The organism is Clostridium sp. HMP27, assembly GCF_000765165.1.
Classification (GTDB): domain Bacteria; phylum Bacillota; class Clostridia; order Clostridiales; family Clostridiaceae; genus Clostridium_AK.
This window is the reverse complement of the sequence record NZ_JMFY01000033.1, coordinates 1-23,970: the sequence shown is the minus strand read 5'-3', so window position 1 is coordinate 23,970 and position 23,970 is coordinate 1. Positions and strand designations below refer to the sequence as shown.

The 23,970-nt window shown below is 33.9% G+C and carries 22 protein-coding genes, 2 tRNA genes and 1 other RNA gene; 6 read left to right on the top strand and 19 right to left on the bottom strand.

Features of this window, described 5'->3' with window-relative positions; genetic code table 11:
* Window positions 1–13: 13 nt before the first annotated feature.
* The 14 genes from DP68_RS14125 to DP68_RS14060 form a co-directional block, all read right to left on the bottom strand.
* Window positions 14–1,183 carry an ABC transporter substrate-binding protein gene (locus DP68_RS14125; protein ID WP_035310601.1) on the bottom strand — a complete coding sequence of 390 codons (1,170 nt, stop codon included), beginning with the start codon at window positions 1,181–1,183 and terminating at the stop codon, window positions 14–16.
* 78 nt (window positions 1,184–1,261) lie between these two features.
* A complete protein-coding gene (locus tag DP68_RS14120; protein ID WP_035310600.1) occupies window positions 1,262–2,044 on the bottom strand; it encodes an SDR family NAD(P)-dependent oxidoreductase in 783 nt (260 codons plus the stop codon).
* 20 nt (window positions 2,045–2,064) lie between these two features.
* Window positions 2,065–3,042, bottom strand: coding sequence for a sugar phosphate isomerase/epimerase family protein (locus tag DP68_RS14115; protein ID WP_035310598.1), 978 nt, complete (start codon window positions 3,040–3,042; stop codon window positions 2,065–2,067).
* A 36-nt stretch (window positions 3,043–3,078) separates the two neighbouring features.
* Window positions 3,079–4,266, bottom strand: a complete 1,188-nt coding sequence (locus DP68_RS14110) for a PLP-dependent aspartate aminotransferase family protein (RefSeq protein ID WP_035310596.1) — start codon at window positions 4,264–4,266, stop codon at window positions 3,079–3,081.
* Between the two features lie 20 nt (window positions 4,267–4,286).
* Window positions 4,287–5,318, bottom strand: coding sequence for a 2-hydroxyacid dehydrogenase (locus tag DP68_RS14105; RefSeq protein ID WP_035310594.1), 1,032 nt, complete (start codon window positions 5,316–5,318; stop codon window positions 4,287–4,289).
* Window positions 5,319–5,335: 17 nt separating this feature from the next.
* Window positions 5,336–5,989 carry a class II aldolase/adducin family protein gene (locus DP68_RS14100; protein WP_035310593.1) on the bottom strand — a complete coding sequence of 218 codons (654 nt, stop codon included), beginning with the start codon at window positions 5,987–5,989 and terminating at the stop codon, window positions 5,336–5,338.
* Window positions 5,990–6,009: 20 nt separating this feature from the next.
* On the bottom strand, window positions 6,010–7,551 hold the full coding sequence (locus tag DP68_RS14095) for an FGGY-family carbohydrate kinase (RefSeq protein ID WP_035310591.1): 1,542 nt from the start codon (window positions 7,549–7,551) through the stop codon (window positions 6,010–6,012).
* Window positions 7,552–7,568: 17 nt separating this feature from the next.
* Window positions 7,569–8,513: a sugar-binding transcriptional regulator gene (locus tag DP68_RS14090; protein WP_035310589.1), complete on the bottom strand. Its 945-nt coding sequence runs from the start codon at window positions 8,511–8,513 to the stop codon at window positions 7,569–7,571.
* A 312-nt stretch (window positions 8,514–8,825) separates the two neighbouring features.
* On the bottom strand, window positions 8,826–9,023 hold the full coding sequence (locus DP68_RS14085) for a cold-shock protein (protein ID WP_035310587.1): 198 nt from the start codon (window positions 9,021–9,023) through the stop codon (window positions 8,826–8,828).
* A 245-nt stretch (window positions 9,024–9,268) separates the two neighbouring features.
* Window positions 9,269–10,696 carry a polysaccharide deacetylase family protein gene (locus tag DP68_RS14080; protein WP_035310585.1) on the bottom strand — a complete coding sequence of 476 codons (1,428 nt, stop codon included), beginning with the start codon at window positions 10,694–10,696 and terminating at the stop codon, window positions 9,269–9,271.
* A 280-nt stretch (window positions 10,697–10,976) separates the two neighbouring features.
* Window positions 10,977–13,526, bottom strand: coding sequence for a RyR domain-containing protein (locus tag DP68_RS14075; protein WP_035310583.1), 2,550 nt, complete (start codon window positions 13,524–13,526; stop codon window positions 10,977–10,979).
* 100 nt (window positions 13,527–13,626) lie between these two features.
* Entirely contained in the window at window positions 13,627–14,406 is a 780-nt protein-coding gene (locus DP68_RS14070) for a pseudouridine synthase (RefSeq protein WP_035310582.1), read from the bottom strand.
* 152 nt (window positions 14,407–14,558) lie between these two features.
* A complete protein-coding gene (locus DP68_RS14065; protein WP_291549401.1) occupies window positions 14,559–14,795 on the bottom strand; it encodes a hypothetical protein in 237 nt (78 codons plus the stop codon).
* Between the two features lie 157 nt (window positions 14,796–14,952).
* Window positions 14,953–15,345, bottom strand: a complete 393-nt coding sequence (locus DP68_RS14060) for a nucleotidyltransferase domain-containing protein (protein ID WP_035310579.1) — start codon at window positions 15,343–15,345, stop codon at window positions 14,953–14,955.
* Between the two features lie 233 nt (window positions 15,346–15,578).
* Between DP68_RS14060 and ffs the strand changes: the two genes are divergently transcribed.
* Window positions 15,579–15,844: signal recognition particle sRNA large type (ffs, locus tag DP68_RS19325), an RNA gene on the top strand.
* Between the two features lie 125 nt (window positions 15,845–15,969).
* On the opposite strand, the gene DP68_RS14055 is transcribed toward ffs, so the two are convergent.
* Complete coding sequence (locus tag DP68_RS14055) at window positions 15,970–16,182, bottom strand: UPF0175 family protein (protein WP_035310578.1); 213 nt, start codon at window positions 16,180–16,182, stop codon at window positions 15,970–15,972.
* Window positions 16,183–16,429: 247 nt separating this feature from the next.
* Here DP68_RS14055 and DP68_RS14050 point away from each other — a divergent pair, with 247 nt between their 5' ends.
* From DP68_RS14050 to DP68_RS14035, 3 genes are all read left to right on the top strand, one after another.
* Entirely contained in the window at window positions 16,430–17,959 is a 1,530-nt protein-coding gene (locus DP68_RS14050; protein ID WP_052085816.1) for a spore germination protein, read from the top strand.
* Entirely contained in the window at window positions 17,943–19,109 is a 1,167-nt protein-coding gene (locus DP68_RS14045) for a Ger(x)C family spore germination protein (RefSeq protein ID WP_035310577.1), read from the top strand. The genes DP68_RS14050 and DP68_RS14045 overlap by 17 nt, the downstream gene beginning before the upstream one ends.
* Window positions 19,110–19,333: 224 nt before the next feature.
* A complete protein-coding gene (locus DP68_RS14035) occupies window positions 19,334–20,425 on the top strand; it encodes an endospore germination permease (RefSeq protein WP_035310573.1) in 1,092 nt (363 codons plus the stop codon).
* 51 nt (window positions 20,426–20,476) lie between these two features.
* On the opposite strand, the gene DP68_RS14030 is transcribed toward DP68_RS14035, so the two are convergent.
* From DP68_RS14030 to DP68_RS14015, 4 genes are all read right to left on the bottom strand, one after another.
* Window positions 20,477–21,199 (bottom strand): amino acid ABC transporter ATP-binding protein, encoded by a 723-nt coding sequence (locus tag DP68_RS14030; protein ID WP_035310571.1) that lies wholly within the window; start codon window positions 21,197–21,199, stop codon window positions 20,477–20,479.
* Window positions 21,186–21,857 carry an amino acid ABC transporter permease gene (locus DP68_RS14025; protein ID WP_035310569.1) on the bottom strand — a complete coding sequence of 224 codons (672 nt, stop codon included), beginning with the start codon at window positions 21,855–21,857 and terminating at the stop codon, window positions 21,186–21,188. Before DP68_RS14025 ends, DP68_RS14030 begins: the two co-directional genes overlap by 14 nt.
* Window positions 21,858–21,964: 107 nt before the next feature.
* Window positions 21,965–22,783: a transporter substrate-binding domain-containing protein gene (locus DP68_RS14020; protein WP_035310566.1), complete on the bottom strand. Its 819-nt coding sequence runs from the start codon at window positions 22,781–22,783 to the stop codon at window positions 21,965–21,967.
* A gap of 152 nt (window positions 22,784–22,935) precedes the next feature.
* The gene (locus DP68_RS14015) at window positions 22,936–23,394 is read right to left on the bottom strand and encodes a GreA/GreB family elongation factor (RefSeq protein ID WP_035310565.1); all 459 of its coding nucleotides are present in this window, start codon (window positions 23,392–23,394) and stop codon (window positions 22,936–22,938) included.
* Between the two features lie 274 nt (window positions 23,395–23,668).
* On the opposite strand from DP68_RS14015, the gene DP68_RS14010 reads away from it, so the two are divergent.
* Together DP68_RS14010 and DP68_RS14005 are read left to right on the top strand one after the other, a co-directional pair.
* Window positions 23,669–23,743, top strand: a tRNA-Gln gene (locus DP68_RS14010).
* Between the two features lies 1 nt (window position 23,744).
* Window positions 23,745–23,820, top strand: a tRNA-Lys gene (locus DP68_RS14005).
* Window positions 23,821–23,970: the final 150 nt, after the last annotated feature.

The window sequence follows — 23,970 nt, the reverse complement described above, 5'->3', positions numbered from 1 at the left end:
AAACAAACTAAACTTACTGGAAATCTCCAACATATTCAAATTTAGAATTTTTAACTTGATAAATGCTGCATGGCTTAGCTGGATTATGAGTTTTTGGATCAATGCTCATACTTCCAAGAAGTCCATCAAATTTTTCAGTCTTTTCTAATTGATCTCTTAATGCTGTTCTATCAACTTTTCCTGCTCTTACTAATGCATCTTTTATCCAATAAAGTCCGTCATGTGCAAAAAGCGCCTCTGTTTCAGGAACTAAATTATTAAATTCTTTCACATATTCATCATGATATGGTTTTGTAATAGGTCTTGCAAAGGATGGTTGTGATGTATAATAACAGCCTTCAAGTGCTGGTCCAGCCATGGTTAAAATTTCCTTTGAGTCCCAGCCATCTCCACCAAGAAATACTGATTTTATTCCAAGTTCTCTTGCTTGATTAACAATTAAAGCAACATCTTTATAAATCCATGGAACTAAAACAACGTCTGGATTCTTTTGAGCAATTTTACTTAGCTGCGCACGGAAATCATTATCTCCTGAGTGTCCTGTTGCTTTTTCTACAATAGTTCCGCCGCTCTTTTGGAAACTTTCAATGAAGTATGATGTAAGTCCTGTGGAGTAATCAGAACCAACGTCAGTCATAACTGCAGCAGTTTTAGCTTTTAATTCTTTTGATGCAAAGTTTGCAAGAACCTCTCCTTGGAATGGATCAATAAATCCTATTCTAAATGAGTATGGATGTAAGTTTCCTTGCTCATCAACTGTAACCCTTAAATTTGACGCTGCTGTTGCAATTAAAGGAATCTTCTTTGAATCCGCAATAGGCGCCATTGCAATATTACAGCTTGAGAAGTTTGTTCCAATAACTGCAATAACATCTTTTTGATCTGCTAATTTATTAAAAGCATTAACTGAGTCAACTGGCTGGCCACGTCCATCAAGAGATACTATTTCAACTTGCTTGCCAAGTATTCCGCCTTCAGCATTAATCTTCTTTGCTGTAAGTTTCATACCATTTAATCCAGCTTGACCCCAAACAGCTGTATCTCCTGAAAGAGCTCCAATATATCCTACTTTTATAGTTTCAGCCTTATCACTTTTACTTGATCCGCAGCCTGATAAAGATATCAAAGCCATACCTAAAACTAAGGACATACTTATAATATTTCTGAGTTTGCTTTTTTTCATTTTACATCCCCCATATAAATTTATAATTATTTTAAAGGCAAGATAGTTAGTTTTAATTATTCCATTCTCAAAATATTATTAGTTCATTGTCATTCCACCAGTGACATTTATTCCTTGGCCCGTCATATAATCTGAATATTTAGAAGCTAAGAACATTACCACATTTGCTACATCTTCAGGCTGTCCCGTTCTTCCTAGTGGCACTTGAGAATTATCTTCGTTTTCTATGTCTTTAGCCTCCATTTTTCTTAAAGCTCCGCCCCAAACTCTTTCTCTTCTTTTCATATCCGTTTCAATTATTCCTGGACATACTGCATTAATATTTATACCGTACTTAGCATTTTCCACCGCCATAACTTTTGTCAGTCCCATTACCGCATGCTTTGAAGCACAGTAATTTCCCATACATCTATAGCCATTTTTTCCTGCTTGAGAAGCTATATTAATTATCTTTCCCTTTATAGACGCCTTTTTCATAAACTTCAGCACTGGCTGAGAGCATAAAAGTACCCCTTTTGCATTAATATCCATTATCTTATCCCAGTCTTCCTCCTTGATGTCTTCAACATAATCCATAGTTGAAGTCCCTGCATTATTAACTAATATGTCCACTCGTTTAAACTTTTCTACAGCCTTCTTCACCATGTCTTCAGCATCTTCTTTTTTAGTTACATTTAAGCCTATTGCCAGGGCTATTTCTTCACCTATTTCCTTGCAAAGCTTTGATGCTTCTTCAAAGTCTATATCAGCTACAACAACCTTTGCGCCGCAGTCCACAAAAGCTTCTACAATCGCTCTGCCTATACCCCTTGCTCCCCCTGTAATGATTGCTACCTTTCCAGTCATGTCCATACAATACATAATTCTCCCCCCTTTCACCTTTACTTAAATAATTTATCCCATAAAAGTCTGTGACTTCTAAGAGCATTGGTGTCTTTAAGAGCTTCACTTAATTCTTCATCATCTATCTCATCTACATATCCAAACATTTTTTCTACTATTTCTATAGAATGCTCAACAGCCTTTATTTGATCTTCTCTCCAAGGGGACATGTCAAAGCCTATCCACCCATTGTAATTACATTTCTTTAAATAATATAAGAACTCTAATGTTTCCCATAGATGATAGGAAGCTGTAATTAAGTCGTCATCCCAATCTCTTGTATTATCATTTAAATGAACATGAAATAATTTATTATATCTACTTAAGAAAGCTGCTGCTTCAGCTGGACTTTCTTTTGCTGCAATAGAGTGACCAAAATCCAAAGTAACTCCCAAATTTTCTTTAGAAATTTCATTTGTAACTGCTAATGCCTTGCAGGCTGTTCCAATAGTGGACCTCATTCTTGGCTCTCTTAATTTGTATTCTAGAGAATACTTAACTTTGGGATTAGCCTCTGTAATTTGTCTTATAGAATCCATTAACAGCTCATATTCTCTTACAAAATCTATTTGGAAGGAGTAATCAAACCCATCAGCTCCTGGCCATAAATTCACAAGAGATGCGTCGAAATATTCTGTCATTTCACCCGCTGCTTTTACAATGTCTATGGCACTTTGCCTTATCTTAGAATCTGTTGAAGTCAAAGCTCCTTTAGCAAAAATTCTATTTCCAAAGGTTTCACAATTTATTGCTGATACTCTAAGCCCTGCATCTTGTATTATCTTTCTAGTTTCCTCTGCATTTGCTTTTGTAAAATCTCCATTATAGTGTATTTCTATACCAGAAAGCCCCTTTACTTTGCTTGCACATTCTACCTTTTCTTTAAAAGTTCTGCCTTCATGATATCCAGCTTCACAAAACCTATCACTGCAGGAACCAAATGCCCATACTCCTACTGAATACAAACGTTTTTCCATGAATATTAACCTCCATACTCTGTTATTAGATTTATATTAAATTTTCTCAAAGGCCTGCTCTAAATCATTAATAATATCTTCTGGGTCTTCGATTCCTATTGAAAGCCTTATTAGTCCATCGGTAATTCCACTTGCCTTTCTTTCTTCCACTGGTAACGATTTGTGTGTCATTGTGGCTGGATGCTCTATAAGCGTTCCTACATCTCCAAGGCTTACTGCTATTTTTATCATCTTAAGGTTATTACATAAAGCTCTAGCATTTTCAAGCCCGCCTTTAACTTCTAGTGATATCATGGCTCCAAAGCCCTTCATCTGCTTCTTTGCAAGTTCATGTTGAGGAAAAGACTTAAGCCCTGGGTATATTACACATTGAGCCTTAGGATGGTTTTCAAGATACTCTGCAATCTTCATTGCATTTGATAAGTGTTTATCCATTCTAAGGGTTAGTGTCTGCATTCCTCTTTTTACAAGGAAAGCTGTGAATGGAGAGATTAATGCTCCAAGCTTTGTAATTCCTTCATGAAGCCCCTTTGTTATAAATTCCTTTGACCCTACTATAGCTCCTGCAATACAGTCTCCATGGCCGTTTAAGTACTTAGTAGCACTATAAACTACAATGTCTGCTCCAAGTTCTAAGGGTCTTTGGACATAGGGTGTGCAAAATGTATTATCTACAATGAGCTTTAGATTATTTTCTTTACAAAACCTCGAAACTTCTGCTATATCAGTTATTTTTAAAGTAGGATTTGCTGGAGTTTCCACATGAACAACCTTTGTATTAGGCTTTAATGCTTTTCTTAAAGCTTCTATATCTGAGGTATCCACATAAGTTACATCTACTCCAAAGGGTCTAAGCATCTTGTCAAATAATCCATAAGTTCCCCCATATACAACAGCTCCGCATATTACATGATCTCCTGCTTTTAATAATGCCATATGTGCATTTGCAATGGCAGCCATTCCCGATGCAAAAAACTTACATGCTTCTCCTCCCTCTAAGGCTGCAAGCTTTTCTTCCAGCTGGTATTCCGTTGGGCTGTGATCTCTTCCGTAAAGATATCCAAACTTTTGCCCCGTAAATACCTCCGCTGCTTCATCTGTGCTTTCATAAGCATAGGTAGAAGTTTGATATATAGGTGCCACTAGTGCTCCTGTAGCTGGACAAGGTTCTGAACCAACGTGTACCGCCTTTGTACATGGTCCCCATTTTTCAAATTCGTTCATTTCCTATCCCCCTAATTTGCTTATTTATATTCATGCAGCATTCTCTCGCCCTTTAAGAAACTTTTTATATCTTGAACAATCATTATTGAATGATTATCTATAGCATCATAGGTTGCTCCTGCAAGATGAGGTGTGATAACTATATTGCTGAGTTCTTTTACAAAAGGATGATTCTTAAATAGAGGTTCTGCGCTAAATACATCAATAGCCGCTCCTGCAATTTTCGCCTCTCTTAAAGCCTCTATCAAAGCTTCTTCATCCACGATAGCCCCTCTCGAAGTGTTTATAAAATAAGCTGTGTTCTTCATCATATCAAATGCTTCTTTACCCATAAGTCCCCTTGTACTTTCGTCAACCTTACAATGGCAACTTATAAAATCCGATTCTTTAAGTAACTTTTCAAGGGAAACCTTTGTCTGTGCATTATCATTTAATTCTATTTCTGATATAAAAGGATCATATATATATATCTTCATTCCAAAGGCCCTTGCGATGCTTGCCACTCTCCTGCCTATACTTCCATATCCAAGCAGTCCTAAAGTATGGCTTTTAAGCTGTGTTCCTTTAAACTCTACATAGGGAGTTCCTGCTCCAAGAGCCCAAGTTACATCCTCCTTTAGTCCTTCTTTTGCTTTATTTTCTATCTTCTCATCTGATAAGTACTTCCCATCCTTTAAACTCTTATAGGCCATAGGTATTTTTCTTCCTATACTTAGCATTAAAGCAATTGTAAATTCCGCTGTACAATCTGAATTTCTTCCCGGTGTATATATTACAGGAATATTTCTTTCTTTTGCACAATCTATATCTATATTTACAGGATTAGCTCGAGTGCAAGCTATTAGTTTTAAATTTGGGCATGCTTCTATAACCTTTCTTGTAATTGGATCGTAACTTGTAATTAAAACTTCTTTATCTTTAAGAAAATAAATCATCTCATCCTCTGTAAGTTTTCTTAATTCCTTGCCCCAGCCTTCGAAGGTAAGCTCCATGTAGTCCTCAAGCTCACTTATTATACCTTCATTTATTTCAGCAGTAACCAAAGCCTTCATTATATAACCTTCTCTCTTTATTTATTTTCCTTTCCATAGGCGTTTAAAAAGAAGTTTCTCATAAAGTCTACCTGCTCTTTTAAAAGTGCCACTGGGCTCCCTATACTTTTTGCCAAACAATAGGATTGAAGAGAGACTTCAACAACTTTAGTTATCTTATAAACTTCCTTAATATTTCGTCCAACACACACTCCTCCATGGTTTGCAAGGAGTACTGCCATTCTATCTTCAAGGGCTTTTACGCAATTTTCAGCAAGCTCCTTGGAACCAGGCAGTCCGTATTCTGCAACCTTTATTCCCCCGCCAACTATTTGAGCCAATTCATCTAATACTGGAGGTACTTCTTCCCTTGTTGCTGCTATTGCACAGGTATAGATAGAATGCGAATGCATAATTGCATTTATTTCAGGCCTGTTTTTGTATATAGTCAGATGAAGTCCTGTTTCAATTGAAGGTGTTTTACCTGAAACTAAATTTCCTTCCATATCAACCACTGACATTATCTCAGGGGTTATAATTTCATAATCAACCCCACTTGGAGTTATAATCATGTATTTACCATCATCTGAACGAACGCTTATATTTCCCCAGGTTCCAACGGTATATCCTTCATTTAGCATAGCTTTGCCAGCCTGTATGACTTCATTTTTTTCCTTTAAATAATTTTCCATTTTAATCCCTCCATAAAACTTTAATTCCCATGAAAAATTTCACTTCTTAAGTTCCAGTAATATGACTCCGCTTCCCTTAATCCCTTGTATAGTTTATAAACCTTGTCATATGTAACTTTATTTTTTTCATTTGGTATAAAAGTTCTTTTTACACGGAGAGTTTTTAAAGCCGCTTCCCTTATATTTTTATACACTCCTACTGCAACACCAGCACATAACGCTGCTCCTTTTGCTGCATATTCCTTTCCTTCTTGTATTACTACTTCTTTACCTGTACAATCTGCTATTATCTGTGCCCAGTAATAACTTTTTGCCCCTCCTCCGCCTAGATATATCTTTCCTTTACTTTGAACATCTTGAAGACAATCTTTGATGGATAAGGCTACTCCCTCATACACCGCTTTTAAAATATGGTATTTAGTTGCATTAGATGAAATGCCAAAGAATTGTGCTCTTGCGTTTGGATTGAAAAATGGAGCTCTTTCTCCTCCAGTACTTATATATGGATGATAAACTATTCCTCCTGAACCTGCCTTTATGTCTTTTACTAAATCCTCTAAAATATTATATACATCTTTTCCTTCACTCTCAGCTTCTTCTCTTTCCCTTTGAAAAAATGTATTTATTGCCCATTCCAAATTAGGTGTCCCTGCCATAGAAGCTATTACATTCAAATAAAGGTTTTCTACTGCATGACATTCAAATCCCGAAGTATTTTCTGTGCTGCATTCACGATTTTTTCTTACCACACTATTGCAGCAAGTTGTGCCTAAAATAGTGCAGCTGTCTCCTTCTTCTACCGCTGCCATACCAGTTGCCGCTGCTACAATGTCCATAAGGCCCGCTGATACTGGAGTCCCTTCTGCAAGTCCTGTTAAAGCTGAAGCTTCCTTTGTAACTCTTCCTATAAGCTTGCAGCAATTAGAAAGAGGGTTGAAAAGAAATCCGTAGTCATGAATCCCTAGCATCCTTAATAAATCTTCTGATATCTCTCCTGTTTCTAAATCTAATAATGCTGTTGAAGCATCTGTGGTTTCAAGACACATATCTCCTGTCAATTTGTACCTCAACCAGTCTTTACAAAACATGCATCCATAGGCCTTGTCTAAAGTTTCCTTTTCATTTATAGCCAGCCACTTTAATATAATTGATGTAGCACCTGGAAAAGGATAAGAGCCTGTTATCTTTTTTATCTTAAGTATCATCTCTTCATCTTTTTTTATATCTTCAACAATACTTCTAGCTCTTCCATCGGACCATAGTATTGCATCCCTCACAGGATTCCCTTCTTTATCGATAAGCCAGCATCCTTCACCCTGTGCAGTTATTCCTACCGCCAAGATGCTTTTAGGATTTATCCTGTTTTTATTTAAAAGCTTCCTTATTATAAGGCAAAAATCCTCCCATAATAAGCCCATGTTTTGTTCTGTCCAGGTTCTATGTTTTGTAATAATAGAATTGCTTTTTTCCTCTACAAAAATTTCTTCCCCTTTGAGGTTAAATATAACTGCTTTTATTTTTGAAGTGCCTGCATCAATTCCTAAAAGATAATTGTCACACACCTACAATCCCCCCAAATTTATTGCTGTTCATTTTTAATTTTTAATATGTTCTCAGCAGTTATATTATCAGTTACCAGCACATCTATAAATCCTGCTCTTAAAGCTCCAAGTATAGCTTTTGTCTTTTCTTTTCCTCCAGCTATGCCTATTACCCTAGGAATATTCTTCAAATCCTCTGCTCCTATACCTATAACTCTTTTGCTTATATTATCTTCAATTACTTCCCCACTAATTTTATAAGCCTGCAGACATATATCCCCAACGCATTTTTGCTCATTTAACTTCTCCAAATTTTCCTTTGTTAAATAGCTTTGCTTGCATATAGTGGAGTCTTCAGTTAAATTTCCAATTCCCACTACTGCCGTAGTACATTTTTTTATAAGATTAAATATATTCTTTATACTTTGCTCATTCATCATAGCTGTTTTTAATCTTTCATCTTTAACTATAGCAGGAGCATACATAAGGTATGGGGTGCCATTAAGTTTATTTGCAATTACCCTTGTAATTTCATCTGCCTTTAAAGATGGATCCTGCAGGTTTTCCCCACCAACTATTTGAACAACAGATATGTTGTTTTTTCTTAAATTTTTTAATTTGGCAGCAGTACTTGAAAGTGTAGTTCCCCAAGAAACCCCTATTGTTTCATTATTTTCTATGGTTCTTTCAAGATATAAAGCTGCAGCATCTGATAATTTATCTATTAAACCATCCTCGTCATCTACTGAAGTTACTATAACTTCTTTAAGGGAAAACTCCTTTTCTAAAGTGTCCTCAAGACCAACATGAGTCTCATCATATCCATTTATCTTGATTGATACTATGTTTTTTTCTATAAGACTTTTTATTATTCTGTTGACCTTTTGTCTTGACATTGAAAGCCTTTTACCTATTTCTTCTTGAGTCATCCCTAACTCATAATAATAATGAGCTATCTTAACAAGCATTCTTTTTTCGCTCATAAATTAATCATCCTTTCTCATCATGCTACCTGCTCATTATTTTTCTTTTGTAACATATTTGATTTATTGCAGTTTTTCACACTTTGTATAAAAAACGTATTCATTACCTTTTGTAAAATTTCTATGTTATTTTATATTTTAAACATATGCTCATTTTTTGCTTATTATGCTTAAAGTTATATAAAATAAAAAGCAATAGATTTAAACTATTGCTCATTTATTTTTATTTAATTTTTCTATTGTATTAAAGTTAACAAAAAACTAAAAAAACCCTTAAATAGAAAACTATTTAAGGGGTAAAATATCTATTAATTAAATAACAGTAATATTTTCTGCTTGAGGTCCTTTAGCGCCTTTAACAACGTCATAAGAAACCTTTTGGCCTTCTTCAAGTGATTTGAAACCATCTGAATTTATTTGTGAAAAGTGTGCGAAAACATCTGTTCCGTCTTCTCCTGTAATAAATCCAAATCCCTTTTCTGCGTTAAACCATTTTACTGTACCATTCATATAATGTGTACCTCCGAAATTTTATTATTCTTAAACTAGTTGTAATAATTAACTAACAAAATTTCGATATCAACATACTATATTTGTAGTACTAATTGAAATATATGATAATACATTATTTACTATTAATTTAAGTTACAGTTAATAATAACACATATTACTACATAAAGCAAACTTTTTTTATATAAATTATTTTCTTTATTAATTAAACTATAATAATTTTTAAAACAAGCATCTTTCTAGCGCTATATCTTCTTTATACTTACGTCATCCCAATCAGTACCAAATTCCAGGTCTCCATAAAGAGATACTGTAATGTTTTTTGTACCAGGAGGAATACAAAATACAAATCTCAGTCTTGTCCACTCTTTGCCCTTACTTACTGATTTTTTTATTATTTTCAATTTGCTAGGACTATCATAATCGTTTATTTGTACCATACCAACTGCATCTTTACTGCTATAAGACCTGAACCATCCTTCAAATACAAATTGTTCTCCTGAAACTCCTAATTTATCTAAGTTTACAATTTTTTGAGTTACTGCTGAATGGGTAATACTTCTGCCTATGCGTAGAAAGTTTTTTCCCGTCCTTCCTTTACTTGTTTCAATAGTCTTTCCAGTCCAACTTCTTGTTCCCTTCCATGCTCCTGAATTAGCTGTTGTTAACCCTTCAAAGCTGTCATCAGAATTTAATTTAAGTCTGATGCTGCTATTAGGGTCTGCAAAATAAATTCCAGAAGGAGTTAGCACCTCTACTAAGCCCTTATCCCACTGCATTTTTATATAATTTAATATAGTTTCAAACTCTTTAAAAGTTAAATTCCCAGGCTTGCCCAAATTACCTGCATGACACATTATCTCAATGCCTGATTTATTTTTAATAGCTATATTTATTTCTTCCATCAAAGATGAAACTGTTTCTCTACCATCAGAGGCAGTTACATGACCTAACCCATGATAAATGCTTGCTGGTAAAACTCTCCGAGGATTATATATATAAGCTTCTGTTAAAGCATATGTATTCATCAGTAATCTTCCAGTAGTACTGTTATAATGGCTAGGCTTGGTCAATCCATTGTAAGGTAAATTCCTTGTACTAGGTTTAACACCAGGAAGTGCCCACCCTACAACTTTTATACCTTGCATTTCTATTTCTTTTTTTGAAGTAACTATTTGACTGTAAAGTCCTGAATATCCACTTTTACTATAATCCTTATGATCTGTTCCATGGCTCCATATTTCAACGCCGTTTCTATTCCACTCTCTAATGTCATCCCAAGTTGTGCCTATACCCCAGCTTTGTGCAGTATCAAATCTTGATATTAAGGCCATGCTGCACGGAAGACCCCGAGCCACTAGCAGCGGATATATTTTTTCCCTAAATACATTTTGATAATCATCAAATCTTAGTGCAACTACCCCTCTTCCAGATGTACCTATTACACCACCCTTCGCCAAACGTTCTTTTTTCATTAAAAGCGATGGCCTATTATCCTTAATATCAGGCGATTGAAATCTAGGCTCAATAGGCTTTATCAAGCTATAGCTTACTGCTGGTATAGCAGCCATATTTACATCTTTCTTCGTTATTGTAACTTTTATAACTTCCCCAATAATAAAAGAAATGATTATAAAACTTAATACACCCATAATACCAGGAGATTTTTTCAAATTTAATACCTCCTTTACTCTCTAGTACAAATAAGGATTATTATATCAAAAATTAGGAAAATTGTTAATATTTTATTTACGTCTGCTGAGAAGCTGTAGGTTTTATATCTCATAAAAAATATGACTGTGGCAGAAAGAATAAAAACCTCAATATATTGTGTTAGATTTTTAAATTCTAAAACAATATATTGAGGTTTAATTTCTTAATGCGACAGCCCCATCTTTAAATATATTTTGTTTCAAACTTGCCACTTGTCATGTGGGTGGCACCATTCCATTATTAGGAAACTCTTACTGGTTCTATCTTGAAATTTGATTTAGCCAATATTTCTGGCCAAATTTCAACCATTTTATATAGTTTATCCTTCTTATCCTGTGTTAAACTGTTCCATGAAACAAGGTCACAATCTATCTTTTTCTTGCTATCCTTAGAGTTGCCATACTTCCATCCACACTCTTTTTTATATCTATACCAGTACATATGCTCACTTTTAGCTAAAATCTCTAATTCTTTAGGTGTAAATTGTTTAAATTCCGGTTTTTCTTTAACTGAAACAATATCATAATTAATTTTTATTAAAGCACTTGGAATATTTCTAGCCTGTTCACGATTAGAGTTTTTAAGCTCCTCACTAAGCTCCTGCCAAGGCTTTATAGACTCCTCATCCATGTCCTTATTATTTGCATTAAGCATTCTATATTTTTCATGAATTGCCCTTGCAATACTTTCAACTTTTTCACCATAAAAAGCATCATGCATTAAATGACGTAAGAATTGTTCTTCATCCACATGAAGCTTTAGCTGTTCTTTAGAAGGCAAACAGGATTGCTCCCATTTTGTAGAGTTAGTCAGCATACTCATATCCAATATGGCTTCCATAGATCTTGACTCATGTTTATATCTTGGAATTTTAAGCATTGCTCTTAGTACTCCATTATCAATTTGTGCCTCTCCATTATCATTTATAAGATAGGGCACTTTACGTTCTAATAATGAACGCAGTAGTATTGCTCTTCTAATTATAAACAACTGATCCAATTTTTCATCTGTTTGATTTGGCCCCATAATGTTTACATAGCCTCTTAAACGACTTACAAAATCTGGACCTTTAGCACTTCTAAATTTTAATAAGAACTGCCTTTGTTCTTCTTTATCTTCTATATCTTCTCCAAAAAACTCACTGAAAGTACTGCTGGTTCCTCCTGCAAATGCAAAGATAGCTTTCCCAATAGGGTGAATAGAATCCCCTTCCCTAAATACACCATCCTGCATAGGAGCTAGGAAATATTTTAGCCATCCAAGATTTCCCTCAAAAGCAGAATCAAATTCATCAAAAATCACCAGTGGAATTTTCCCTTCTAGTACAATGTCTCTTACCTTATGAAAAGCATTGACTAAATCCATTGTGGATCTAAATTGTGATAAATTAAAATCTATCTTTTTAATTAGGTTTGATGCAATACTGTTAGCCACTTCAACTATACCAAAGGACTTTCCTGATCCAGGGGTACCAAATACAGCAATCGAAAGCGGACGTACAGTATTTTTATTTGAGATATACTCCAGCATAAGATTTTTTATACTCTTATAACTCTCAATTTCTGTTTTATCTACAGTTGTTAAATTTCCAAACTTCGCTATTGGTATAGACTTAAGTGCATTTTTAACTCCATTCTTAACAATATCATAGGCTATTTCTGCTAAACTTGTGGAGCTTTTATCCTTTAAAATGTACCAGCTAGAATTAGGATAAACAGGCACTATTACATCCTGCACATGATCTCTATGTATAAGATCTTCTTCCCTTTCGGTAAATATTTCTGAGCTTGGGAATACATATTCTTCAACATTTTCCCCAAAACCTTCAAGAAAGTATTTATGAGTAGAAACAATTCCTTTGCGAATACCCATGTTTATTGATTCTGATATTTCTTCATTTTCTTGATTCCCTGAAACCATAGTGCTGGCAAGGCCGGCAACAAAGCAAGAGGTAAGCCCATACATTTTACCTTGTGATTCCTTAACAAAACCGCCTTCAAATTCATATGGAAGAAAATACAGTTTAACTTCACGTACATCTTCATTTTTATAATAAATGGCCCCTTCAAGGCCAAAAGGAACTATAATATGACGGCAGGTTGCTAGGAATGCCAAGCTAGGATTATTGTTAATCTGCCACACAAAATCCTGAGCTGTTTTTTCCCAGGACAACCCTTTGCTTATATTAACTCCTTTAGAACGCAAATCATCAGCATTTACAATTACTATTACATTTTTATTATTAAGTCCTTGGATATGCTGCCAAAGCTTACTAGAATCAATAACGTTGCTCATCTTATATAAGATTATTGGTGATGCTTCAGGTGATTTCAAAGCCAGGGGCCAAAATCTTTCATTAGAGTTAAATCCATTATTTTCATCATCTATTATCACTATATCTGCATTAGGATCATCATTTTCAATAGGAAGCAGCTTGGTAGACCTGTCTTTTGGGCCTGTAAATCCCATCAAACGGCTTATCCTGTAAACTTTTTTATCATTATTTTTATCACCATATACAGGAAAAAGATCTAACTCTGCAGTGGAACGAAGGATTTCTCCTGATAAAGTTAACTCCATATTTTCTGTATCAGGTGACATCACAGAAGCCCCTGTTGATAAAGCTACTAGCTTTGATAAAAGCAACGCTTCTCCTGAACTAAAAACGCTGTGCATATTTAAATGCGTTTGCCAATTTAAACCTACATTTATGTTGGGATATGTGAGCCATTGTAACTGATTTACACATATATCCCCTGATACTACAATTTTTATATTTTTATTATCCATTTTTAAGCTCCTATAACATTTGAATTTCTATTTAATATTATACTAAATTAGATAGAAATAAAAAGCAATTTAACCATATTTTTTTGTTAAAAAACTGTAATTACTCCATTAGTTTTTTAACTTCCTCTTCTGTCAAGGATCTATACTGACCTTTATTTAGTGATTCATCTAAAGTTAATCCTCCAATGGAAACTCTCTTTAAACTTACCACATAACATCCTACTGCCTTTAACATACGCTTTACTTGATGCTTGCGTCCCTCTGAAATAGTAAGATATCCTGAAACCATAGGCTGATTATAATGTGTTGAATCTATATTATCCAAATTATCAATAGGAATTTCATGGCTAAACTCTTTATACATTCCGCATTTGTCTACTTCTATTTTTGCAGGCTTCGTTAATATTTCACCTTTTCCAATATAAACTCCTTGTTCTAGCTTCCTTATATCTTTCTCTTCTAAAGTACCAAGGGCCCAAAAGAAATAAGTTTTTTCAACATGTTTTTGCGGATGCATTAATTTATGTTCAAATTCACCATCATTGGTAAATAGCAATAATCCTTCTGTATCTTTATCTAGTCTTCCAACATGAAATACTCCATTCATGTGAGCATCATCAAAATAATCAAATACTGTTTTATTAATTGTATCTTTTCTTGCAGTAATGCAGCCCGTAGGTTTATTAAACATATAATATACTTTACCATTATAATGGACCGCTTTACCAAGATACTCAATAACATCAAAACTTTCGTTAATTTCTATAGCAGGCTCTGTTATCACTTCCCCATTTACCTTAACCATGCCTTCTTTAACATAAGTTCTAACTTCTTTCCTCCTGCCAAGGGATGATTGTGCTAAAAATTTATCTAATCTCATATTTTACTGCTTCTCTTTCTTTAAGAAATTATTTTATTAATCATCTAATCTTATTTTCACTTATTTTATTATACACAAAAATACCCTATAAAATAGAACTTTTTTAGTGTCTACGCTATAAGGTACCTTTAAATTATTCTCTTTATTATTTTTTATTGTTTACTATTAGCATTACTTTTTTCATTGCCATGTTTAAAATTTCCTGTGACCTTTGCCATAACTAATTGAGCTTCCTTTAAGTCTGCATTTTTTATTCGTGCTAAAAATTTATCGCTTTCCTTTCCTTTTAAGATTGTAATTTGTTTTCCATGCCAATATATAAAAACTTTATTATCTTTTGAAATATTGTATGAAAAAGGTTCTTCATCAAGCTTATTGCGCTTATCCACTTCACTCAATTTTATATTTCTCCCTTCATTCCGCAACTTAATATTAATATATTAGTATTATATATCATTTTATATACACATTTCACTATAACTGTATTGATTTTCCACGATTGTATCATATTTATTATTTAGCCAAAATAAAAATCACATTTCTTTCTCAAAACAACCTAAAGGTTTCATTTTCTTTATAAAGCAGTTCTGTATTTATATATTCAATGTTATATAGTCTAAGGTTATCATCACTGTATATTATCATGGAGTTATCATATATAGTAACCTTTAGGTTTAAATCTAAATTTTCATCCCTTAAATTTATTACATCTACCTTTGTTCCTAAAAACTTTTCCAAATATTCTTCTAGGTCTAAAATCCTATTTAAGCTTATATCCTCTTCACTTAAAATGGCTATATCTATATCAGAATAACCCTTAAAATCCTTAGTTACTATACTTCCAGACAGCATTACAGTATTTAGTCCTAATTCTTTAAATTTATTTATACATTCATCTGACTTTAGTTTATCAAATATATCATCTTTGCTAGTACGCATAAAAACACCCCTTCATATAGTGAATGGCCTTAATAAAAGTTATTTTCTTTCATATTATGTACTATATGAAAGAAAATAACACAAGTTACTTAGTGCCACCCACGTGGCAAGTGGCAAGTTGTAAATTTAAACTTGCCACTTGCCACGTGGGTGGCACCAATTCCCATTGTATATTAGCTTTAAAAATGTTATTATAATCTCACAACAAAAGAAGAAATACTTTGATAGAGTTTTCGTGCTAGATGGGGAGCTAGCGGTGCCCTGTAACCTGCAATCCGCTACAGCAGGATTGAATTCCCACTATAGGCTTTACTCTGTTGAGTCAGTATGATAAAAGTGGTGTTGAGAACTGGGTCCCATGCATCAGAAACTCATGAAATCCGTCAGGTCTGGAAGGAAGCAGCGGTAAGTGATTATTTCTGAGTGCCATGGACAAACCTAATTTGAGCTAACTAGATTGGTACTATCAGTAGATTAATTGTCGATAGTGGGTGCACGATATACATAAACTAGTATTTAGTAAATTTCAAGCCAATGCTTAATGTTTAAGCATTGGCTTTTAGATTTTCTACTTTTAAAGCATTCCTTATTAAATTATCCATGCTATTCACTTTATCACTAACCTTAGTCATTTTCCTTCTCTCCTAGTTTCTCAGAAACATCACCTAGTGAAATTTCATAAAAATAAGGTTCATCTTTCATATACTCTTTCCAAGGTATATTCTTGCTTTGAAGTAAGACGATAAAGTCCAAAATATCTATTTCTGCTATTTCAGCTGCACTCTCCAGTGACACAGACTTATCAGAAAGTAATGTGATTGCTTTTTCAATACTCATTTATTCCACGCCCTTTATCAACTTAATTTCTTGATTAATGTATTTATTTTCCATTATTATATCATATTTATTATTTAGACAAAATAAAAACACCTATAAATTAAATCTGGAAATTGTTTGATCTGCCCTGCCTTACCAGGAAACTACTTTATCCCATAGACCTGACATTATGAATAAAAATACTTACTTGGTAAATAATAAAAAAAGTTACCTTCTATTACAAATTCGGTATAGAAAGGTGGTTTACATGAGCAAAGAATATAAAAATATTGAAATTTCCAATACGCTAAAAGAAAATGTAGATTTTATAAAATCTATTTTAGAAAACAATATATCTATCATATACAAAGAATTTGAGAGCCGAGCTAGGAACAGCCTCCTATTTTGCATTGTATTTTCAGAAAACCAATGTGATATAGATAGAATATCTAGAAATATTTTGAACCCAATTATGTCTACAGAGCTTGGAAATCAAATACCTAATGATAATAGAATTAACTTAATATTAAACAAGGTAATTTTATCTTATGATAATAATAAGTTAAAAGATATTGAAGCATGTATTGATAACATTTTAAACGGAAACACAATTTTATTTATAGATGGATGCAGTGAAGCCATTTCAATAAATACACAAGAGAAAATACAAAGATCTATAACTGAACCAGAATCGAACAAAGTAACACGAGGTCCAAAAGAAGGTTTTACAGAAGCAATGGAAACAAATATAGCTTTAATCCAGCAAATAATTCATTCTCCTGAACTAAAGTTCAAAACTTTAACTTTGGGAGTGCAGACAAAAAGTAAGATATGTATAGTTTACATGGATAATATCGCCTCTCATGATATACTTTGTGAATTAGAAAAAAGGCTAAATATAATTGATATAGATGCCATTATAGATTCTCATTATATTGAAGAATTCATTACTGATGCGCCATTGTCTGTATTCAACACAACTGGATATACTGATAGACCAGATGTTGCCTGCGGGAAACTGCTTGAAGGAAGAATTTTGCTAATTTGCAATGGAAGCCCTGATGTAATTACGCTGCCTTTTATTTTTCTTGAAAACTTTCAATCCAATGAAGATTATTATAAAGGCTTTGCTGTAGCAAGTTTTTATAGAATTTTAAGATTTATGGCATTTATTATTACCACATGTACGCCAGCTATATACCTAGCTATAACTACATATCATCAGGAGTTATTACCTACACCGCTTTTAGTAAGTATATTGGCCTCTAGAGATTCCGTCCCCTTTCCAAGTATAGTGGAACTGATACTTATGCTTTTTGTGTTTGAGCTTATTATAGAAGCCAGTAGAAGACTCCCTTCAAATATAGGGCAGACCGTTAGCATTGTTGGGGCCCTAGTTCTTGGTGAAGCTGCTGTTTCCGCTAGATTTATCAGCGCACCTATAATAATAATAACTGCAATAACAGGTACTTCAAGTTTTTTAGTTCCGTCTATAGAAGGCCCAATTGTTTTTACAAGAATACTAAATCTTATTTTTGCTGCACTTCTTGGACTATACGGATTTATATTTTCCATAACCATACTCGAGATATATTTATTTTCTTTACGCTCATTTGGTATTCCATATACTCTAGGACTTTCAACCTTTAGAAAATATGATCTTCAGGATACTTTAATAAGATCTCCCTGGTGGTATATGAAATATAGACCAAGACTTATATCAGCGAAAAATTTTCTTCGTCAAAAGGTTAAAGGGAATAATTTTCCCAAAGGTGGTAACGATGAAAGGAATAAGTAAATGGAGTTTAGCTTTTATATTACTAATAAGCTCTATATTACTCTCAGGCTGCTGGAGTTATAACGAAGTAAATGACAGGTTAATAGCAACTTCTGCAGGTATTGATTATATTGAAAAAAGTGAAAAATATAGAGTTACTATAAAGGCTATTAATGCAAAGCCAAGTGAAAGCGGAGTAAATATTATACCAGAAGTTATATCTGTAGAGGGAGATGGAGTCTTTGATGCAATAAGAAAATCAGCTCCATTATTGGGGAAAAAAACTTTTTGGAGCCATATGCAAACTTTAATAATAAACGAAAATATAGCTTATAAGGATATTCTAAACACAATTGACTTTTTTAATCGTGATCCAGAGGTAAGACAGGATTGTACGGTTTATATTACTTCAAGTAAAACCGCAGAGGAAATAATACGATTAGAAGCTAACCTCCAAGAAAAGATGAACTATAACCTAAGTAATGCAATAAAGACTCAAAGATTTGTAGGTTCATTTCCTGCACTTGATCTTCATGAATTTATAGTACGTTCAATGGAGGACACCGTTGAGCCTATTCTTCCAATTATAGATTTTCACTCGGATGGAGATTTAGCTCCAAACCTAGGAGGAGCTGCTATATTTCTTAAAGACAAAATGATTGGTAAACTAAGTAGTAATGAGACACTGTTCACCTTACTAATAAGGGACGACATTATTAGTCCCTTACTATTGATTGCTATTAACAAAGAAGGCTTAGAAAAAGATATTCCAAAAATTACTCTTGAAATTTATAAATCAAAGTCCAAAATAACAGCAAATATAGATAATGAAGATATAAAAATTATTATAAATATTGAAATTGATGCAGGCATTGCAGAACTAGGTACTCCCCTTGATTTTTCAAAATTAGAATATACTGACGCAGTAAAGTCACTAGGTGAGGAAGAAATAAAAAGCCAACTTATCGGAACAGTTAAAAGAGTCCAAAGGAAGTATAAATCAGATATCTTTGGCTTTGGAAAGGCTGTACAAATAAGTGATCCTAGGCTATGGAAAAGGGTAAAAACTGAATGGCCCGATAAATTTAGCACACTGCCCGTATCGATAAACTTGAAATTAAATATTACAAATACCGGAAAAACTATGAAGTCATTAGGAGGAAGTGAATGATTTGAATATATTTCTAGTCATTTTATTATACGTATTTTTATTCATAATAGATGGCTACCCTGTAATGAAAGGCTATAAAAAATGTAGCCCTCTTTCTTATTTGATAATATTTTTTACAGCTTTTTCTTTGAGTATTTTAACATCTTTAAGGATAAAGGTGCCAAGTCCAGCAAAAGGTATAGAGAATATAATACTATTTATAATAGGAAAATAGGAGATTTTCTATGAGGGAAGTAATATCAAAAAAACAAACTATTGCTTTAATTGCAGCATTTATATTAGATGGCTCAATAATACTTCCTACTGCACCAGAAGCAGGTCGAGATTTATGGCTTTCTATAATAATAGCAATTTTTATTTCTTGTGGATTGTTTTGGCTTTATTCAGAAATACAGATGCTTTATGTAGGTAAAGACCTCTTTGATGTATGTAACTTAACTCTGGGTAAATTCATTGGTACCCTATTAAATATATTATACATTTGGTACTTTCTACATTTAGCCTCATTGACCTTAAGAGATTTCGGGGAATTTATGAGTGCTCTTACAATGCCTGAAACGCCAAAGTTTGTTATAATGCTTGTGCCTTGTTTTATTTCTGCATATGCAGTAAAGAAAGGCCTTGAGGTAATAGGACGTTTCTCACTATTTTCAAGCATATTTACATTTATTTTAATAATTATTCTTGGTATATTATTAACACCTGAAATAGATATCAAAAATATGCTTCCCATAATGGGCGATGGTATATCTAGAGTAATTGAAGGTGCTTGGTCAGCTGTAACTTTTCCTTTTGGTGAATGCGTTATATTTCTTTGTATAACAAATAATATCAACAATTCTAAGCTTGTTAAAAAATCATATTTTACAGGGCTTGCTATAGGAGGGTTATTTTTATTACTTGCTAGCTTATGTGAAATATTAACATTAGGTGAGGAAATGTATGGTTCATTATACTTTCCAGCTTATAGAGCGCTAAGCAGAATACGTATTGGAGATTTTATTCAAAGACTTGAAATAATCGGAGGCCTAGTACTAAATGTATTTGGACTCATTAAAATAAGTATATGCATATATGCCAGTTCCATAGGAATCAGCAAGATATTAAAAGTGCAGGATTATACAGCAATAGTAATTCCAGTAGTCTTGGTAATGTTTAATCTTTCAAATATACTTTATGAAAACATAATGGAACTAGTATCTTGGACTTCACAGATTTATAAATATTATGCACTTCCATTTCAGCTGTTTTTTCCTATTATAATTCTTATTGTATCAAAGATAAAAAATACCAAAGATACTAATGTGCCTCTATAGCCAAGGCACTTCTTGCCAAGTGCCACCCTAGTGGCAAGTGGCAAGTTATTATTACATTACCTTTTCTAAGAATTCTTTAGCACGAGCAGATTTTGGCTTTGAAAAGAAAACTGCAGGAGTATCATCTTCGATTATTTGTCCTCCATCTAAAAAACAAATACGATCTGCTACTTCACGAGCAAAGCCCATTTCATGAGTTACCAGCACCATAGTAATACCAGTACCTGCAAGGCCCTTAATTACATTGAGCACTTCTTTTACCATCTCTGGGTCCAGGGCGCTTGTAGGTTCATCAAATAAAATTACCTCGGGATCCATAGCAAGGGCACGAGCTATTGCAACACGCTGTTTTTGTCCTCCAGAAAGTGTTGCTGGATATACCTCTGCCTTTTCTGAAAGACCCACCTGTGAAAGCAGCTTCATTGCTTTATCTTCAGCTTCACTTTTGCTGATCTTTTTCACCTTTGTAGGAGCATAAATCATATTTTCCATAACAGTCATATGAGGAAACAAATTAAAATGCTGAAATACCATTCCAACCTTTTGTCTTATTGCCATTATATCTGTACCTTTGTCAGTAATATCAATCTCATTAATAAAAATCTTACCTGAAGTTGGAGTCTCCAGTAAATTCATACATCTAAGCAATGTTGACTTTCCACTGCCAGAAGGTCCAACTATGGCAACAATTTCACCTTTTTTAATTTCCATTGAAATATTATTGAGTACTGTAAGTTTGCCAAAAGTTTTTGACACATTCTCAACGTTTATCACTTCTATTCACTCGCCTTTCAATCCATTTTCCTATCATAGATAACACCATTACCAAAGCGTAATAATACACAGAAATAACTGCATACGGTTCGAAGGCACGATAAGTATCGGATACAATCATTTGTCCAGCTCGCAGTAATTCCACAACCCCAATGGTGGAAATTAATGTAGTATTTTTCATAAGTCCAATAAACTCATTAATTAAACTTGGCATAACACTTTTAATAGCCTGTGGAAATATAATATCCCTGATAGTTTTTCCATAAGGCACTCCAAGGGCCATCGCCGCTTCCCTCTGTCCTATATCTACCGCCTGAATACCTCCACGTAAGCTCTCAGAAATGTATGCTGCAGAGTTAAATGCAAAAGTTATGCATCCTAGTTCAAAATTTGAAAGAGCTTTTAGCGCAGGAAATAATTGTGGAAGTCCGAAATATACCATAAACACCTGTACTAATAGAGGTACTCCTCTAAAAACAGATGTGTAAAATGCCCCAAATGCTCTCAGCACCTTAAATCTTGATAATTTCATAAGCGATAATGGAATAGAAATCAGTATACCTAATAATAAAGATACAGCTGTTACATTAATAGTTGTAATGGTTGCTCTATATAAATATGGCAAATATTTTATCATAAAACTAAAGTCAAGTTGCATACAAATTCTCCTTTATAAAATTAGATACAAGCCATAAAAATTACCTTCTCATCAGTAATCTTTACAGCTTGTACCATCTCTTTTTCTAGTTAAATTATTTTAAAGTATTAATCTACGTAATCTTCCCCTAGCCACTTTGTGATTATTTGCTTTAATGTACCATCTTCTTTTAATTTTTTAATTTCCTTATTGAAAATAGGTACAAGTTCGCTTCCTTTTGGGAAACCAATATTAAATGTGTCTAGAGATCCTAACTCTACTTCCTTTGAATTTATAACGAAAAATGATAGCCCCTCATTTTCTGATGATATTTTCTTAGCCCCTGTTCCGCCAGTGATTGCTGCATCTACACGCCCCATAGCTAATTCCTGAGTAACTGCAGCTTGACCGTCAAATGTTACTAATTGCGCCCCTTTAATTTTTTTAATGATATCCTCGTAGTTAGTACCTGTACTACATGCAACTTTTTTACCGTTCAAGTCTGCTACTGAGTCTATATCTGACCCCTTCTTTATTAATACCCCAACTTTACCTGTAGCATACTTGTCCGAAAAGTCTATGCTTTTAGCACGCTCTTCAGTATAACTCATTCCAGAGATTACAAAGTCCGCTTGCTTTGCTTGAAGAGAACCAATTAAACTAGAAAAAGGCATATTCATTATTTCATATGTGAAACCAAGGTCTTCTGACATTTTGTTTAAAATATCTATGTCCAACCCTTCATATACTTCTTTCCCCTTTGAATCTACTGTTACTGTTTCAAAGTACTTATAGTTAGCACTCATAGCTACCTTCAAGTGTTTTCCTGATAATGCTTTTCCACTATTTTCGGCAGATGCTGGAGCTGAATCAGCTTTTTTTCCACATCCAGCTAGTGTAACAGTACATAATGTTAATGCAAGAATAAACTTTAGCACTTTTTTCATTGCTTTTCCCCCTAATATTTACTAATTGATTTGACGATAGAATAATTATACTACCACTTGCATAATAATGCAATATGTTTTATGTATATTTATAAGACTATATGCAAAAAATAAACTTGCCACGTGGGTGGCACGTGGCAAGTGGTAAATTTCTATGTAATTTTAAGTATTTTAATTGTGTAATCACCTTCTGGTGAACTTACTACGCAGGTACTGCCGACTTTCTTTTTATATATGGCAGCTCCTAGTGGAGATTCCACTCCAATACGCCACTCTGCTGGATTGCTTTTTAATGTAGTAGTTAAAGTTATTTCCTGCTGCTCTTCATCTTCTACAAATTCTATCAGTATTTTATCTCCAATATTACATTCATCAATGCGGACTTCATCGGCCACCTTTGATGTTCTAATCATCCTTCTTAGGTACCCTAGTCTTCGGTTGTTTTCATAGTATCGCTGTTTAGCTGCTATATACTCAGCATTTTCTGATCTGTCACCGTGTGCTGCTGCCACCATCTTTTCACGAGCTATTTCTGCTCTTAGCGTTGTATTTCTATAATCATACTCCCTTTGCAAGGCTTCTAAATCTTCCCTTGTTAAGATATTATGCATATTACTCACCCTTCAATTAATATAATTACCTATTTTTGTAATATAATTATACGTTATTAACCTATTTCTGTAAATAATATTATGGAATAATATAGGCAATTTATCTTTCCTAATTTATAGATTTATTTTATAAAAACGCTTCCGAGCGTATCTTTATGTGAAATTTTAAATATAAGCTCAAATAATATAGGAAATGTAATTTATTTCACATATACGACATATTATTATATTTTTAAACTTTTCTATTTATGATAAGATAACTTTCGTCACATACTGGGATGTCGCCAAGCGGTAAGGCACGGCACTTTGACTGCCGCACTCGTAGGTTCGAATCCTGCTATCCCAGCCACGGTTCACTAGCTCAGTTGGTAGAGCACATGACTTTTAATCATGTTGTCCGGGGTTCGATTCCCCGGTGAGCCACCAATAAATTTAATATGCAGGTGTGGCGGAATTGGCAGACGCACTAGACTTAGGATCTAGCGCCTATGGCTTGCAGGGTCTCTTATACCCAACTGAAGCTGCCGACGAAGGCTTAGGGGGAGAACTAGGGGGGCGCCATATCAATCAAAAACA

Excerpts from the sequence above, each read along its gene's own strand:
- DP68_RS14125 (WP_035310601.1), bottom strand. The coding sequence starts at position 1,183 with ATGAAAAAAAGCAAACTCAGAAATATTATAAGTATGTCCTTAGTTTTA.
- DP68_RS14120 (WP_035310600.1), bottom strand. The coding sequence starts at position 2,044 with ATGTATTGTATGGACATGACTGGAAAGGTAGCAATCATTACAGGGGGA.
- DP68_RS14115 (WP_035310598.1), bottom strand. The coding sequence starts at position 3,042 with ATGGAAAAACGTTTGTATTCAGTAGGAGTATGGGCATTTGGTTCCTGC.
- DP68_RS14110 (WP_035310596.1), bottom strand. The coding sequence starts at position 4,266 with ATGAACGAATTTGAAAAATGGGGACCATGTACAAAGGCGGTACACGTT.
- DP68_RS14105 (WP_035310594.1), bottom strand. The coding sequence starts at position 5,318 with ATGAAGGCTTTGGTTACTGCTGAAATAAATGAAGGTATAATAAGTGAG.
- DP68_RS14100 (WP_035310593.1), bottom strand. The coding sequence starts at position 5,989 with ATGGAAAATTATTTAAAGGAAAAAAATGAAGTCATACAGGCTGGCAAA.
- DP68_RS14090 (WP_035310589.1), bottom strand. The coding sequence starts at position 8,513 with ATGAGCGAAAAAAGAATGCTTGTTAAGATAGCTCATTATTATTATGAG.
- DP68_RS14085 (WP_035310587.1), bottom strand. The coding sequence starts at position 9,023 with ATGAATGGTACAGTAAAATGGTTTAACGCAGAAAAGGGATTTGGATTT.
- DP68_RS14075 (WP_035310583.1), bottom strand. The coding sequence starts at position 13,526 with ATGGATAATAAAAATATAAAAATTGTAGTATCAGGGGATATATGTGTA.
- DP68_RS14070 (WP_035310582.1), bottom strand. The coding sequence starts at position 14,406 with ATGAGATTAGATAAATTTTTAGCACAATCATCCCTTGGCAGGAGGAAA.
- DP68_RS14060 (WP_035310579.1), bottom strand. The coding sequence starts at position 15,345 with ATGCGTACTAGCAAAGATGATATATTTGATAAACTAAAGTCAGATGAA.
- DP68_RS14055 (WP_035310578.1), bottom strand. The coding sequence starts at position 16,182 with ATGAGTATTGAAAAAGCAATCACATTACTTTCTGATAAGTCTGTGTCA.
- DP68_RS14050 (WP_052085816.1), top strand. The coding sequence starts at position 16,430 with ATGAGCAAAGAATATAAAAATATTGAAATTTCCAATACGCTAAAAGAA.
- DP68_RS14045 (WP_035310577.1), top strand. The coding sequence starts at position 17,943 with ATGAAAGGAATAAGTAAATGGAGTTTAGCTTTTATATTACTAATAAGC.
- DP68_RS14035 (WP_035310573.1), top strand. The coding sequence starts at position 19,334 with ATGAGGGAAGTAATATCAAAAAAACAAACTATTGCTTTAATTGCAGCA.
- DP68_RS14025 (WP_035310569.1), bottom strand. The coding sequence starts at position 21,857 with ATGCAACTTGACTTTAGTTTTATGATAAAATATTTGCCATATTTATAT.
- DP68_RS14020 (WP_035310566.1), bottom strand. The coding sequence starts at position 22,783 with ATGAAAAAAGTGCTAAAGTTTATTCTTGCATTAACATTATGTACTGTT.
- DP68_RS14015 (WP_035310565.1), bottom strand. The coding sequence starts at position 23,394 with ATGCATAATATCTTAACAAGGGAAGATTTAGAAGCCTTGCAAAGGGAG.